Origin of the sequence: Paenibacillus piri, from assembly GCF_004354045.1 — a bacterium.
GTDB classification, from domain to species: domain Bacteria; phylum Bacillota; class Bacilli; order Paenibacillales; family NBRC-103111; genus Paenibacillus_S; species Paenibacillus_S piri.
Genome location: NZ_SMRT01000008.1, coordinates 39,079 through 55,285, shown reverse-complemented (window position 1 = coordinate 55,285; position 16,207 = coordinate 39,079). Strand labels below are relative to the sequence as shown.

Sequence of the window (16,207 nt, the reverse complement as noted above, 5' to 3'; positions counted from 1 at the left end):
CGGAACCGCGGCGCAGGCGGGCAGCGGCGCGGGTAAAGCCGGAGGAACGGGTACTGTACCCGTCAGCGACAGCAAGACGGGGGGAACCGGCACAACGCCGGCCGGGAACGGCAAGACGGGAAGTACCGGTACGCCTCCTGCCGGTGACGGTAAAACCGGAGGGAACGGCACGTCTCCCGCAGGCGACGGTAAAACGGGAGGGAATGGTACTTCGCCTCCAGCCGACGGCAGAAGTACCGGAACGGGCGGCGCGCAGAGCGGCGGGGCCAAAACCGGCGGGCCCGGTTCTACCATAGACGCCAAGCTCAACGGAACGACGCCCGCACCAAATAGCGGTGCGAAAACCAACACAGCCGGAGCAAGCTCAAGCACCGGCGCTGCCGCCGGAACGGAAGGCCGAACAGGCGGATTCAATGCCGCGGCGCCGGGTGAATTGAAAACCGGCGGAACCGGCGCTGCGGACACCGCAGGTTCCAACGCGGACAAAACGGCGCCTGTCGATTGAGAGGACAAGCTCTGCCACGGAAGGCTCCACGCAGAAGTCCGGATAAACACCGTGTCTGGCAGAAGTACCCAGCTTGAAAACAAGCTGCCGGTGCTTCTTTTTTAAATATTCGATTATGAGGTTAAAGGTATAACAAGTGCTCAATTTCAAAGAGGGAGCTGTTCGAAATGATACCTATTTATACGGTCGATGCATTTACAAATACTCCTTTCAAAGGAAATCCCGCCGCTGTCTGTATCCTCCAAGAATATCCCGAGCATGATCAATGGCTGCAGCAGGTTGCCGCCGAAACGAATTTGCCGGAAACGGCGTTTTTAGTCGACTTGGGCAACGGCCACTATCGTCTGCGCTGGTTTACGCCGAAAAAGGAAGTCGATTTATGCGGCCACGCCACATTGGCGTGCGCCCAAGTGCTTTGGGAAACCGGCGTCGCCTACAACTTTGACAAGCTGCGCTTTCAAACGAAGAGCGGTCTATTAACGGCGAAGCGGTTGGATCACGCGATCGAGTTGAATTTTCCCGTTGAGTCTCCCTCCCCGGCCGTGCTGCCGCAGTCGTTGGCCGATGCTTTGGATGGCATCCAACCGGCCTCTGTCAGCCGCAACCGGCTTGATTTCATAGTAGAGGTGGAATCGGAGGCGGAGGTTAGAGAACTGAAGCCGAATTTTAAGCTGCTGAAAAATATTCCGGCCAGAGGCGTGCTGGTTACCAGCCGCTCGGAACGGGAGGAATTCGATTTTGTCGCCCGCTGCTTTTTCTCCCCGGTCGGCATCGACGAGGATCCGGTTACAGGCTCGGCTTACTGCGGGCTCGCACCCTACTGGAAAGACAGACTGGGCAAAAGCAGCTTCACAGCCGCCCAATTATCGGAGCGCGGTGGCATTGTAAAGATGCAGCTTGCTGGGGACCGGGTATTTCTTCACGGGCAAGCCGTTATTGTGGTAAAAGGACTGCTGATGCGATACAACTGACTCACCCATGGGAACAGCCCATTGCTGTGCAGGAGCACTGCGGGACTGGCGGAAATCTGTCGTGCGGATGACATGAGGTTTACGGAAATTTCAGCTATATTTAAGGAAAGAAGCCATTTCGTGTTAACCCGGTAAAGCTTTTGCACTGCCTCTCATATCAATACATACGATTAATGTTAAAGGAGTTTTTGCGAAAATGGCTAATCGTTTTTCAACAACTGGCAGACCTCGCTCCGAGGCGCTGTATCAGGAAGCGCTGAAGCATATTGTGGGAGGCGTCAACAGCCCGTCGCGCTCGTTTAAAGCGGTGGGCGGCGGAGCCCCAGTATTCATGAAGCGCGGGCAGGGCGCCTACTTTTGGGACGAAGACGGCAACCGTTACATCGACTATTTGGCCGCGTACGGACCAATCATATTGGGGCATGCCCATCCCCGCGTTACCGCCGCCATTTGCCGCGCAGCGGAAAACGGCACGCTGTACGGCACGCCGACGGAGCTTGAGATCGAATTCGCCCGCATGATTAAAGCGGCGATTCCGTCGCTCGACAAGGTGCGCTTTGTCAATTCCGGCACCGAAGCCGTCATGACGACCATCCGCGTAGCGCGGGCCTACACCGGCCGCAACAAAATAATCAAGTTCGCCGGCTGTTACCACGGCCACTCCGACCTCGTATTGGTCGCAGCCGGCTCCGGTCCGTCGACGCTCGGCATACCGGACAGCGCCGGAATTCCGATCAGCATCGCCAATGAAGTCATCACCGTTCCGTACAACAGCGTCGAGGCGCTGGAGGCCGCTTTGGAACGGTGGGGCGATGAAATCGCCGCGGTGATGGTAGAGCCTATCGTAGGCAACTTCGGCATGGTCATGCCGAAGCCCGGCTTCCTTGAAGCGCTGTGTGCCGCTGCGCGGCGGAACGGCTCCCTCGTCATCTATGACGAGGTGATCACGGCGTTCCGCTTCCATTACGGCGCCGCGCAAACGTTCGATGGCCTGGAGGCGCAGAGCCTTGGATGCATAGGCGAGCAGGTGATCAAATCACCGACCAGCCCCGGATGCATGGGCGAGCAGGTGATGAAATCACCGGCCAGCCTTGGAGACACAGGCGAGCAAGTGTCGTCGACCAGCCTTGGATGCACAGGCGAGCAGGCGACAAAGCCACCGGCAGGCTTCGCGGCTATCGAGCCGGACTTGACGGCCCTCGGCAAAATTATCGGCGGCGGGCTGCCGATCGGGGCCTATGGGGGCCGCAAGGAAATCATGGAGCAGGTAGCACCCCTTGGCCCGGCTTATCAGGCCGGGACGATGGCGGGCAACCCTGCCTCCATTTCCGCAGGCATCGCATGCCTGCAGGCGCTGCAGGAGCCGGGCCTGTACGACCGGCTCGACAGGTTGGCGGCCGGGCTCGAAGCCGGCCTGGCGGATGCCGCGCGCGAGCACGGCATCGCGCTGACGATCAACCGCATCCGCGGGTCGCTGTCGACCCACTTCTGCGCGCATCCCGTAAGCAACTACGAGGAAGCGCAGGATACGGACGGCGAGCAGTTCGCCCGTTTCTTCCGGCTGATGCTCGACCAAGGAGTTTGTCTCGCTCCATCCAAATACGAGGCGTGGTTTCTGACCTCCGCCCACACGGATGAGGACATTTCGGCTACGGTCGAGGCGGCCGAACGCGCTTTTGCCGCCATGGCCCTGCCTCTTTAGTGCCGGTAAACCCCCTCTTTTCGCTCCGTCACGCTCCAAACTTTTGACTAGACTTTACTATATAAGTTGAACTAATGGTTTCGTTTCATTGGAAAGGATTTATTCCAAAGCAACGATTGTGAAAGGATGATAGGAAAAACTGCCATTGTACATCTCTTCTGCTGCTCATCAATTCGCGTGATTAAATTCCTGAGAAACTGCATGTTTTCTCCGCCTCCGCTTCTGATCGATCCCTAATCCGTGAGAACACCTGCATATTTGCAGGAATTCCTTATGAATAAGCCATTTCGATAAAAAAAGCCTGCATTATTGTAGGAATTTCGTTTCACTGGAGCAAGATCATCTGCTGGATTATGTATGTTCTAGGTGCTTTACACGCGCGGGTTTCTTTAGTTCAACTTATATAGCACAGTGTACTTATCCTTCTACCAACAATAAAAAGGCGAACTATTACCTAATCGTGGTAATAGTTCGTTCGTCTTTATAAATTGACATATTTCCGTCACATTTTTCCTTTATTCACCATTTATGCACATTAGACAGCGCTTACATCAAGTCTTTAACCATCATGCTACTATTGTGCAGCCGAACATTTCGTGATATTCTATACGTACTTTATTTTTTTAAAATTCGGCTTAATGTAAGCTTTTTTGGCATAATAGCTTGAACGAAATGCGCTCATTTTGTTGATGTGGGCTTATTGCTTTCCCGAAAAACAGCCTACGGCTATTTCATCCCCAAACCTTGAGTGACTGCCGCGGAATCCTTTTATACAGTTAAATTGAATTTTTATTCATATATTCTGTGTTCCCTGGTTTGTCCGTTTTTATCCATCCGCATCCATAAGCACGCTTGAGGGCGAATTTCGTCCACATTTTTATTTGGGAGGTGACGGTCAGCCTGCTGACCATAACTATGAATGAAGTAATGCGTAATGAAGGCCGCTTTCAAAACCTGTTGGGTACCGAGCACGATAGCTGCGGTATTATCTGTATCGTGGAAAAAGACGGTTTTCCGTCCCGCGACAACATCCAAAAAACGATCGATGCTCTTGTTAAAATGGAACATCGTTCGGGATTTATTAACGGCGAGGGAGACGGCTGCGGTATTTTGACCGATATTCCAAGAGCGCTCTGGGAGAAAAAGCTGAACGACGCCGGGCTGGAGGGCAAGCTTGCTTATGACGAGCGTTTTTCGATCGCCCATATTTTTGTGCCCCGCAAGCTCGACATAAGCGTAGAGTCGATGCAGGAGCGCATCCGCGGGCTGTTTGCCCAACACCGGATTTCGATTATTTTGGAGCAGGAAAATCAAGTCGACAGCAGCGTGCTGGGCGCAAACGGCCGCAATGACGAACCTACCTTCTGGCAGATTGCCGCCATTTGCGACAAGCAGGAAGTGGTTGTCGCCGACCATCTGTTCGAGCTTCATACCGCTATCGAAAGCCGCTACAACGTGCATGTGGCGACGTTAAGCAATGTGACTGCCGCCTATAAAGTGATGGGCGCAGCCAGTATCCTTCCCAAATATTTCAACGATACCCGCGACCCTCTGTTTGCTGCGCAAGTTACGATCGGACACAACCGTTATTCGACCAATACTCAATCCAGCTTTTTCCGCGTTCAGCCGTTCTCCCTGTTGGGCCATAACGGTGAAATCAATACAGTAAAAAAACTGCGCCTCGAAGCCGACATGGTAGGCGTTCAGCTCGTTGACGGCGGCAGCGATTCGCAGGATATGAACCGGACGATCGAAACGTTCATCCACCGCTTTGGCATCAGCCTGTTCGAAGCGATGGAAATCGTATTCCCTCCGATTATTAACGAAATGAAACAGTTCCGTCCGGAGCTTCAGGACTTATATGTTTATTACCGTCAAGTGTGGGGGCATTACGCCCAAGGCCCGGCCGGGATTGTATCCCGCTACGGCAACGAATGTATTTTCAGCGTGGATGCGTTAGGCTTGCGTCCGGTTTGGATGGTCGAAAGCGACACCTCGCTTTACTTCTCCTCCGAGCAGGGTGTCATTACGGTCGGCGACATGGTGGCCGATCCCAAGCCGATTGCACCAGGCGAAAAAATCGGGGTTATTTTGACTCCGGGCGAGCATGTGCAGGTGATTCCATACTCCGGCGTACAATCGTTGGTCTATGAGCGCGCCAGCAAAAAAATCGGGTTCGCCGGCATGCGCAAGCATCTGAAGGATGAAAAGCCGGCCGTCGAAGCTGTGCCGCAGGAAGACGCCGTGATCTCCGACGCGTTATACAGCGCTTTTGGCTGGGACCGCGAAGGCATTCAGATGATTGAAACGATGTCCGAAACCGGCGCCGAGCCGATTCGTTCGCTGGGCCATGACGGGCCTCATGCGGCGATCAACTGGGAACGCCAAAACGTGCCCGACTTTATAAAGGAAAGCGTAGCTGTCGTGACGAACCCGGCGATTGACCGCGACCGTGAAATGGAGCATTTCTCCACGCGGGTCGTAGTCGGACCCCGCCCTTCGGTGTACGGACAGCCTGACGACCGGCTGCGCATCGAGCTGATGACGCCGCTCTTATTGGAAGGCAGCAATGCCGCCGATTCGTTGGAAGAGCTCGGACAGCTCAGCTTCGAACAGCTGCGCGAGCTGTTTGCCGCTCAAGGGGAAGGCGCTGTCGCCGTATTGTCTACAACGTTCTCCCGTGGCGGAACGATCCGGGCCGCCTTGGATCAATTGGCCGCGGACGCGATAGCTGCCGTGAAAAACGGAGCCATGCTGCTTATTCTCGACGACGCCGGCGTGCATGAGAATGACCGCTTATTCCTCGATCCGCATTTGGCGGTTTCGCAGGTGGACATCGCGCTCAGAGCCGAAAAGCTGTCGTTCGGCGACAATCTGCGCCGTCAAACGACGGTTGTGCTGCGCACGGCGGCCGTTCGCAATCTGCATGATATTGCCGTAGCCTGCGGACTGGGCGCAGACCTGGTCTCTCCTTATCTGCTGTTCTCGACGGCTGCCAATAAAAACGGAGCGCCTGCGGCGCGCAAAGTATACAGCGCCTTGAGCAAAGGGCTGGAAAAAGTTATTTCCACCATCGGTACGCACGAGCTGCGCGGCTACACCCGCTTCTTCTCGTCCATCGGCTTCAAGCCTGAAGTGTCCGATGTGCTGGATATCGTCAACTACTTGGGCAGCGAATCGGCAGGCACCGGCTTTGCCGAGCTGGAAAAAGATGCGGAAGCCCGTTATGAGGACTTCTCCAATCCGAAAGCAAAAGCGGCGCGGAACTTTCACTTCTTCCAACGGATGTGGAAAGCGCTGGGCGAAGCAGCTGCAGGCACCGCGCCTTACTCCGATTACAGCGACAAGCTGCGCGAGGAAGAGAAGCGCAACCCGATCTCGATTCGCCACGTCGCCGACTTCAACTATGAATTGGCTCACAAGGACGGCCGCAAGCCGCTGGACCCGTCCCAGGTCGACATCGGAATCGGCGGTCACGATCTGCCCATGCTGATCTCCTCCATGTCGTTCGGTTCGCAGAATGAAACAGCGTTCCGCGCCTACGCGGAAGCCGGCGAGCGTCTGAACATGGTCACCATGAACGGCGAAGGCGGAGAAATTAAAGATATGCTCGGCCGTTACAAAAGAACGCGCGGCGCACAAGTAGCGTCCGGACGATTCGGCATCAACGTTGAATTGGCCAATGCCGTCGCATTCCTTGAAATCAAGATCGGCCAAGGCGCAAAGCCGGGCGAAGGCGGCCATTTGCCGGGCTCCAAAGTAACCGCCAAGATTGCCGCCGCACGTAATGCGACGATCGGCTCCGACCTGATTTCGCCATCCAACAACCATGATATTTATTCCATTGAGGACTTGGCGCAAATTATTTCCGAGCTGAAAGAAGCAAGCGGCCGCAAGGCGAAAATCAACGTTAAAATTCCGGTCGTTCCCGGAATCGGGACGATTGCCGTCGGCGTTGCCAAAGCCGGCGCGGATGTCATCACTTTGTCCGGCTTCGACGGCGGTACCGGCGCAGCGCGCATTCACTCGTTGACGCATGTCGGCCTGCCGACCGAGATCGGTACGAAGCTGGCTCACGTCGCTCTGATCGAAGCCGGTCTTCGCCATCAAGTCGAGCTGTGGTCGGACGGCGGGCTGAAATCCGGTGCCGATGTCGTCAAAATGGTTATGCTCGGCGCGAACCGCTGCGGCTTCGGCAGCATCTCGATGCAGGCGATCGGCTGTACTACATGCCGCGGCTGTCACCTGGATACTTGCCACGTCGGGATCGCTACGCAGATCGATTCGATGGAGGAAGCCGAGGAGAAAGGTCTTCGCCGCTTCGTGCCGCGGGTTTTTGATGCGGCGGTAGATTCGCTCGTTCGCCTCTACGGTGGCATGGGTCAAGAAATTCGCGACATCGTCGCGCAGCTTGGCTTCCAAAGCTTGCAGGAGCTTGTCGGACGCTCCGACCTGCTGCAGCAGGTCAGCTGCCTCGATAAAATCGACTTGTCCGACATTTTGCGTCCGGCTCCGCTTTCTTTCGCAGCCGCGCATGATGCCAAATTGGAAGCCGCTGCGGCCGTATCGTCCGATATCCGCATCGCGGCCGGCGCGGAAGGCCAGGAATTTTTCCCTGACTCGCTTTCCTTCCATGCACCGATCGAACGCAATTGGTCCAAGGTGGATGCCGAGTCCCGCATTCTGGGAACGCGCTATGCCAGCCATCGCGTAAGAGACCGTTTCGACGGCAGCTACGACAGTCTGCCTGACATCGCTCTTAGCCTGGTTGACGGTTCCGTGCCGGGCAACGGCTTGGGCGCCTTCAATGCGCGCGGGCTTAACATTACCGTACACGGCGGTGCCGAGGACGGCGTAGGCAAAATGTCGTTCGGCGGTAAAGTCGCTATCTTGAAGTCGCTCAGCAAAAACAAGCAGTTCATCAACGGCTCCGTCGGCAAATCATTCGGCTACGGCGCGCAAAAAGGCTTGTTCCTGATCCAGGGCAACGCCGACACACGTGCCTGCATCCGCTTCTCCGGTGCAGACGTCGTATTCGGCGGCGAAATTTCTTCGCCGATTCAAGATGAGCTCGGCGGGCTTGCCAGCCGCGCCAACCTGAAGGGCTTCGCCTTCGAATACATGACCAACGGCCGCGCCGTCGTGCTCGGCGACCCGGGTCCGTGGATTTGCGCAGGTATGACGGGCGGGGTCATCTACCAACGCCTCGTTCCTGAACTGGGTCTGAACGAAGCCGCGATCGAGCGCCGGATCGCCAAAGGCGCTAAAGTGAAGATCGAAAAAATCGGTCCGCAAAGCATCAAAGATCTGAACGAACTGCTTGGCGCTTATCACCAAGAGCTGATCGGCTCCAGCCAAACGGCAGCAGCGGCAACCGTCGAGCAGCTGCTGGCTAACCTGGAAGACAGCTTCGTAAGAATTGCTCCAGTCAATCTGCAGGCTGACCAATCGGTCGCAACCGAATAACATAAAGCAACGTATGAAACAAATAATCCCCCCGGAGCCAGTCGACGCCGGGGGGATTATTTATCCGATTACGACTTTATCGGGTTAAGACCCCACCTCTAAGGTGGGCCTTGAATCAGGTGGGGTAGAGTCCCCATCTGATTCCCCGATGTTCAGCTAAGCTGAACGAGTTCACTTCAGCCGGGCTGGGATCACCCCGCCTTGATTAAGGCTGCAGCAGCGAAGCGATCTGTACTTTCTCGCCGGTCCGGGCGCTCTTGATCGCGCCGAAAACCATCGCCATGCTTTTCAGGTTATCCGAGCTGTCGGTTTCCGCGCGTCGGCCTTCGGACAGAGCGGCGAACATCTCGTCAAAGCAGCCGTCATGCCCTTCTTGACCTTCCCATCCTTTGTCCGGAGAAATTTGCTTATACTCATGGAAAAATGCGCCTTCCTCCTGGTTATCCGAAACAACGCTGCAATAAGGATCATGGGTTCCATCCCAAATGGCCGTACCTTTGGAACCGACGACTCTCCAGTCGGCATGCCATGAGGTCGGCGCTCCATTAGCGCACCAGGAGCCGTTGTACGTAAATACGGTGCCGTCGGAAAACTCGAAGATGCAGGCTGCCGCCGCGTTGCCGCTATACCACGAGCCTGTCGGGTTAAACTCGTGACAATATACGGACACCGGGTCTGCTCGCAGCAGAAAACGCGCCTGATCGAATGTGTGAATCGCCATATCGAGCAGCAGCGGGTTGTCCATCGCCTCCCGGAAGCCGCCGAAATGCGGTCCGAGGAAGAAATTGGCCGTAACGAATCCGGCTTGGCCGATTGTGCCTGCCGCAATCATCCCGCGCAGCTCGCGAATTTGTTTCAGATACCTGCGGTTTTGCATGACCGTATACGTATGCCCCGATTCCCGGACAATCCGCTCCACCTCCACGGCATCGGCCATTGTCGCCGCCATCGGTTTCTCCCCGACAACATCACAGCCGTGCTTGACCGCCGTGGTCACCACCTGTTTATGAACCTCTGGAATGGTCACGTCAAACACCAGATTGGCGCCTGTCGCCTTTATCGCTTCCTCCATATCGGTAAAGCAGCGGCAGCCGAGCTGATGCTCCTTCGCCATTGCCTCCGCAGCCTCCAGCCGGATGTCCACGCAGGCTACAATTTCCGTATCTTTACGGCTCAATGCGTATTTCACCCAACGCACAGCCATTTTGCCGCAGCCGACTAGCACGACTTTATATGTTTTGTTGATTCCCGCTTGTTCCATCGTTTATATCTCCTTTTTCGGTCCTTGGTTCTTCATTAAGAATGCTGCTTCGCTTTAATCGGCTCGAGCGGCTTATAATTGCCGTAAACCGGCTTCTCGCGCCCGGTAGGCGCGGCCCACTCGACCGCATTGCGGATTACGTGGCGCACCTGCTCATTGTAATAGGTCGGATACGTCTCGTGTCCGGGACGGAAATAAAAGATTTTACCTTGGCCGCGATGATACGTGCAGCCGCTGCGGAACACTTCGCCGCCTTCGAACCAGCTGACGAAAACAAGCTCGTCCGGCTGCGGAATTTCAAAATGTTCGCCGTACATCTCTTCCTGCTCAAGCTCGATATATTCGCCGATGCCTTCCACGATCGGATGGCCAGGCGATACGACCCAGAGCCTCTCCTTTTCATCCGCTTCGCGCCATTTCAGATTGCACGTCGTCCCCATCAGCTTTTTGAATATTTTGGAGAAATGACCGGAGTGAAGCACAATAAGCCCCATCCCTTCCAGAACCCGCTTATGGACGCGCTCGACGATCTCCTCGTTAACTTCCTTATGCGCTTTATGCCCCCACCAAATCAGGACATCGGTACGGCCCAGCTTTTCTTCCGTTAATCCGTGCTCCGGCTCATCAAGCGTAGCGTAACCGATTTCATAATCGCCTTGAATGCCTTCCCCTATCGCACGGTGAATACCTTCGGGGTAGATGGCGCGCACCTTTTCATTGGTCTGCTCATGACGAAACTCATTCCAGATCGTGACGCGTATCGGCTGGCTCATTCATTATTCCTCCCATGGGATCGATTCGTATTCAACCCGAGTATAGAGAATATTGCTGCGAAAAGATATTCGCAAAACTGCCCAAAACATGCTCGATACTGCGTTCTCGAATAAAACATGATATAATTACATTGATTATTTGCTTTAAATTACAGCTTACTGCTTTGGAAAATGAATGCTCGAAAATGTCGTTTCGCTTTTACATGCTTTCCATTGTTTCCGGAAGAGGTGATCCCGTTATGACCGTGCCGACAGAGCTGCAGCCCGATCTCGTAAGGGAAGAAATCGTGACGTATCAAAATCCGCTGCTCTTCCATAAAATATGGGAGATCCAGTCCCGTACGCCGGCATATGGCATTCCCGACAATTGGACTTGGCATTATCATAAGGAAATCGAATTTCTCGCCGTTACGGAAGGCCGTATCGGCTGCCAAACCAAGCATGGATACGAGATGCTCGACAGCGGCCATCTGGTGCTGTTCGGCTCGTCCCAGTTGCATCGCGTACATAAGGCTCATGCCTCCACGCTCAAATTCGTCGTATTTCAGGTCGACCTGCTGCAGCATTTTGAACCGAGCTCGATGCCTTATTTGCATTATTTCTCCGAGCTGACCAAGCCGCTTGACCGGTTGAATTATATGTTCCGGGAGCAGCCGTCGATCCGCCGCGAGGCGTTTTCGTTAGTGATGGACATTTACGAGGAAACCCAGCGGCAAGAGCGGGGCTATGAGCTGGCTATCAGCGCGGCAATCAAAAGGCTGCTGCTGCTCCTGCTCCGTAACGATACGCGCGGGCTGCTGCAGGTGTCCCGGGAGCATGACGCGCTCCGTCTGCGCCCCGCCATCGATTACATCGACCGCCATCTGCATGAGAAAATCGTTGTTGAGGACGTATGCCGGCTGCTCAATTTGAGCTACCATTATTTTATACGCCATTTCCACCAGGCCATGGGAATTTCGTTCATCGACTTTGTCAACTACAAGCGCATCAAAAAAGCGGAGAGGCTGCTGTTGACCCGCGACCTGAACGTGACGGAGATCGGACTGGAGGTCGGAATTCCGAGCATGGGCCAATTTTACAAGCTGTTCAAACGTCATAATCAGTGCTCGCCCAAGGAGTTCCGGAGAAAAATGCGCGGCAGCCGTCCGGACGAAGAAGAAGCCTGAGCCGCTTTTGCCGAGACCTGATTCGCCTGAAATCCATTGCCGGACAACGGCAGAAAGCCGCCAAAGAGAACGGACTTTATTTGTCATTGCCTCCCCCTTGTCTCTCCCGTCCTTATAGCTGCAACATTTCGCCCCGGACATTATTTCCACGGACCTTGGAGGAAAAAATGTCTGTTTTTTGCCTATTAATCATGGGTTACGCTTAAGCTGTCAGGCGATAAACCGCACAAAGAAGTATACATAGGGAGGACGTACGGGAATGAAGCAATCGATAAGATGGGTTACAAGCATGTCTGCGTTAACTTTGAGCCTTGCCTTTACAGCCGGCTGCTCGACAGGCGGCAGCGGCGGCGCATCGCCGGGTCAGAGCGGACAGGCGGCAGACGGTAAAAAGCCGCTGTCGATACAAATGTTTGCGGGACTCTACAATGAGGTACCCGATATGAACAACGCGTATTGGACGGAATGGCAGAAGAAAACGAACAGCAAGCTGGAAGTCGAGTGGATCCCCGCCGGCGACTTGAACACGAAGCTGGATCTGCTGCTCGCTTCGGGCGATTTGCCCGAGGTGGTTGCCGTTCCGGATTTCAAGCGCCCTACGCTGATCAGCGCCATCAAGAACGGGGCATTCTGGGATTTGACGCCGTTTCTCGGCGACTTCAGCAAATACCCGAATCTGAAAAATAATACGGTCAAGGACGCATTCAAATACAGAACCGTCGACGGCAAAATTTATTCCTTGCCCGGCTCCCGCTCCCGCGTCGATATCGGCATTAAAATACGCAAAGATTGGCTGGATAAGCTGAATATTCCCGTGCCCGCTACGCTTGATGAATATGAAGCGGCCATGAAGAAGATCGTCGAAGGCGATCCGGACGGCAACGGCAAAAAAGATACACTCGGCTTAATCGGCAACGGCGTTATTGTCAATGACGGCGACACCTCTTTCGCTGCGGCTTTCGGGGCGCTGGAGCCGACCTATAATGCCGAAGGCGGGCTTGTGTTCACCAACCTGACGCCTCAATACACAGAAGCCATCGCCTGGTTCCGAAAGCTGTACGAGCAAGGGATTCTTGCCAAGGAATTTTCGGTAATGAAAAGAGTGCAGGCCGAGGAGCTGTTTAAAACAGGCCGCGCCGCTTCGTACGCCCGGAGCATTTGGTGGGATAAGGAATGGGAGAATGAAATCGAAAAGGCGGGCCAGCCGAATCCGAAAATCGTTAACCTTACCTTGAAGGGACCGAAAGGCTATGCGATTGATCTGGCCATCGGCGGCGGTGGCGGCTATCTGATTTCCAAGAAGGTGCCGGAGGCCAAAGTAAAGCAATTGCTCGACTATTTCGAGCTTACCGCCTCGCAGGAAATCAGCGACTTTTCCTACTACGGCATTCCCGATGTTCATTATAAAAGCGTCGACGGACAAAAGGTGCTGACCGAGCAGGGCGTGAAGGAGGTCAATACGACCGGCAAGGGCGTCGGCGTGCTCACTTACGAGAAATGGGGCAAGGTGATTAGCGCTTCGGGCAATAAGGCGTATAACGACGCCAAAATTAAAGAGGTCGAAAAGTACGATGAAATCGGGCTGGTTGATCCGTTCCGTTATTTGGTCTCCAATACATGGATTAATGTGTGGGCGAAATACGAGAACGAATGGAAAGCAGCCGTGACCAAAGCGATCGTCGGTCAAATCAGCATGGACGATTACCGTCAGTTTGTCGATAAAGTCAACAGTTTGCCAGAAACAAAGCAGGCCTACAAAGAATTCGCCGAGCATTATAAAACGTTTCAGGCCAAGTAATCCGCCTGCGTTACTGAACGTTTGTCCAAACTTCATTTTATATGCTTCATAAGCATACCGGACGATGACAAAAGCCGATCTTTTGTTTGTTGTCCGGTATTGCCGCTATCGGGAGCGCATGCTCGTCATATTTTCATAACCATGTATGCGGGGTTGATCTGATGAAAGGCTGGTTAAACGGCATCGGTGCGAAAATCTTGTCGCAGTTGTCCAGAACGAATTACTTGCGGCGCATGATTTGGCTGGGATGCGTCTCTGTCACCATTCCGATCGTGCTTTTCGGGAGCGTGTACTACCATTTTGCCATGGTCAAATTGACGGAGCAGTTTCAAACGGACAGCCGTGCCTCACTCGCCCAGCTGAAGGACCGTCTCGAAAATGTGCTGGCGCGAATCGAGCTGGAATCGCTTCAATTGTCCAGCAATTCTGCCGTCCGGTCGGCGCTCGGTCAAGCGGATTTCGCCAATCAGTATGTACTCCAATCGGAAATCATGGATGCCCTTCTGTTTCAGAAAAATTCAAATAGTCTTGTGGAGGAAATCGTTTTTTACGATCTCGCCTCGAATATCGTATTATCCAATTCCTACGGCTCGACGGCTCTTGAGCGCTCCCCGCAGAAAGCCGTTGTCCGGGAGGTTTTCTCGCTGAAAAGCCAGGGGGGATGGATATACTCGCCGGGCATCGGACCGGAAGGCTGTATCACCTATGTCCGGCAGCTGCCCATAATGAAGGTCGGAGCTCCGCAAGGGGCTCTGTTCATCCATGTCAAGATTGACGCTTTAAGACAGCAATTGTTTAATTCCAATCTATTTACGTTAAATCAATCGCTGCTTGTTATGGATTCGGATAAACGCATTATGCTGCACTCCTCCGACAATGCCATGATCGGCCGGCCGGCCGGGAGCATTCCGATTTTGCAGCGGGTGTTGAGTCAAGAACGTACGGCCGATTACATGCTGATGAACGACAAGCAGGAACAGCTGCTCACCGTATTCCATAAGACGGCGCTTGGCCGCTCTTACATCATTATGATGCCGGAGGAGGAGATGACGAAGCAGCTGGGCTGGATTCGTGCGCTTATTCTCCTTTCCGTCCTATTTTGCTTATGTGTCGGCATCGCGCTTACGTATCTGTCCTCCAAAATGGTATACAGCCCGATCGACAAGCTAACCCGGTACGGCGAGCATCTTCGGTCCGTCCGGCCCGGCAAAGCTTCCGGCTCCAAAAGCAACGAGATCGAGTTTATCCGGTCATGCCTGGCTTATTTGGACGAACAGGCGGAAGCGCTTGACCAGTATGTTAAAAAAATTGAGCCGGACCTGCGCGATCAATTTTTAATGAAGCTGCTGAAATCGGGCAGCTCGTACGATCCTGTATCCGCCGAGCCCTCCTTGCGGTTTTATCGGATTCCGTTAGAAGGCACTTTTGTCGTCATGATTACCAAAGTAGATAATCTGTTTAAGGAGAAGCGCTTTTTGCCTAACGAAGGAGCCATTATTATTTTTGCCGTGAAAAATGTGATGCTTGAGCTGCTGGAGCGTTATACGGGCATTAACGGGTTCGTGGTCGATCATGAAGAAAAGGAAAGCGTTGCCATTCTGCATTTTCCGGAAACCGCGGATTTGCAAGAAATCAACAAAACGGTCCGCAGCTACGCCGGTGAAGTCTGCTCGGCCTTAAAGAAATATTTGTCATTTACCGTTTCCATAGGGATTGGCGAGCCGCGAGGCAGCGCAGGCCTATTGTCCGAGTCGTACAAAGAAGCGAGGCTTGCTCTTCAATCCCGGCTGCTCCACGATGTTGAATCCGTTCTTATCTACGATAAACAGTCTGCAGCGGTTGTAAAAGCGAGCGCGTTCAATTTTCCCAAAGAGCTGGAAGAAGAACTGATCGAGTCGCTCGTGCGTGGAGAGATGGCAAACGCGGAAAAAACGCTGCTGTTATTTTCCCGCAACATCCGGGCCTCCGAATCGTACGATACCGTCATGCAATGCTACCACATTCTCCTATCATCGATTATTCAATCGCTGGAGCGCCAAGGCTATGGGGTGATCGATACTTTGGGCAGCAATTTATTCGAGCAGCTTAAGCTGCGGCAAACTTCGCAGGAGGTGCGGGATTGGTTTATTGAAACTTTATTTCCCCTCTATCTGCAAATTACCGAGGAAATCCGCTCGAATGCATCGCAGTACGCTGTCCGCAAAGTATGCCGGCATATCGAGATTAATCAGGGAGCCCCTTCTCTTATGGAATGCGCCGGGCTGGTGCATTTAAGCCCGTCATATTTAAGCCGGATTTTTAAAAAGGAAACCGGCGTTTCCTTTATCGAATACGTGATGGAATTCAAAGTGGAAAGAGCGAAAAAGCTGCTCGAGGAGACGGACTACAGCATCACTGAAATCGCCGAACTTGTCGGCTATTCGGAACGGAATCTGAACCGCGCCTTTCAGCGGCACGTTGCGGTCTCGCCCAAGCAATACCGGATGTCGTTGCGGTAGCCCGGAAGCCATTTTCCAGGCCCTTATCCTGTTCATCTACTGTCTCTTATGAAGGCTATCGATTAAC

The 16,207-nt window shown here is 53.9% G+C and carries 8 protein-coding genes; 6 read left to right on the top strand and 2 right to left on the bottom strand.

The genetic code is table 11. The annotated features are described in order from the left end of the window. The first annotated feature begins 672 nt into the window (after nt 1–672). From E1757_RS17350 to E1757_RS17340, 3 genes are all read left to right on the top strand, one after another. Entirely contained in the window at nt 673–1,476 is an 804-nt protein-coding gene (locus E1757_RS17350) for a PhzF family phenazine biosynthesis protein (protein ID WP_133230340.1), read from the top strand. 196 nt (nt 1,477–1,672) lie between these two features. Continuing rightward, on the top strand, nt 1,673–3,178 hold the full coding sequence (locus tag E1757_RS17345) for an aspartate aminotransferase family protein (protein ID WP_133230338.1): 1,506 nt from the start codon (nt 1,673–1,675) through the stop codon (nt 3,176–3,178). Between the two features lie 915 nt (nt 3,179–4,093). Then, complete coding sequence (locus tag E1757_RS17340; RefSeq protein ID WP_246079243.1) at nt 4,094–8,644, top strand: glutamate synthase-related protein; 4,551 nt, start codon at nt 4,094–4,096, stop codon at nt 8,642–8,644. Between the two features lie 205 nt (nt 8,645–8,849). Here the strand turns inward: E1757_RS17340 and E1757_RS17335 are convergent, their stop codons facing one another. Beyond that, nucleotides 8,850–9,905: a Gfo/Idh/MocA family protein gene (locus E1757_RS17335; RefSeq protein WP_133230336.1), complete on the bottom strand. Its 1,056-nt coding sequence runs from the start codon at nt 9,903–9,905 to the stop codon at nt 8,850–8,852. Nucleotides 9,906–9,940: 35 nt separating this feature from the next. Next, complete coding sequence (locus E1757_RS17330) at nt 9,941–10,678, bottom strand: ThuA domain-containing protein (RefSeq protein ID WP_133230334.1); 738 nt, start codon at nt 10,676–10,678, stop codon at nt 9,941–9,943. A 239-nt stretch (nt 10,679–10,917) separates the two neighbouring features. Here E1757_RS17330 and E1757_RS17325 point away from each other — a divergent pair, with 239 nt between their 5' ends. The 3 genes from E1757_RS17325 (at nt 10,918) to E1757_RS17315 (ending at nt 16,140) form a co-directional block, all read left to right on the top strand. Continuing rightward, nucleotides 10,918–11,844: an AraC family transcriptional regulator gene (locus E1757_RS17325; protein ID WP_133230332.1), complete on the top strand. Its 927-nt coding sequence runs from the start codon at nt 10,918–10,920 to the stop codon at nt 11,842–11,844. 259 nt (nt 11,845–12,103) lie between these two features. Then, nucleotides 12,104–13,642, top strand: coding sequence for an extracellular solute-binding protein (locus tag E1757_RS17320; protein ID WP_133230330.1), 1,539 nt, complete (start codon nt 12,104–12,106; stop codon nt 13,640–13,642). Between the two features lie 161 nt (nt 13,643–13,803). Then, complete coding sequence (locus tag E1757_RS17315) at nt 13,804–16,140, top strand: helix-turn-helix domain-containing protein (protein WP_133230328.1); 2,337 nt, start codon at nt 13,804–13,806, stop codon at nt 16,138–16,140. Nucleotides 16,141–16,207 lie beyond the last annotated feature (67 nt).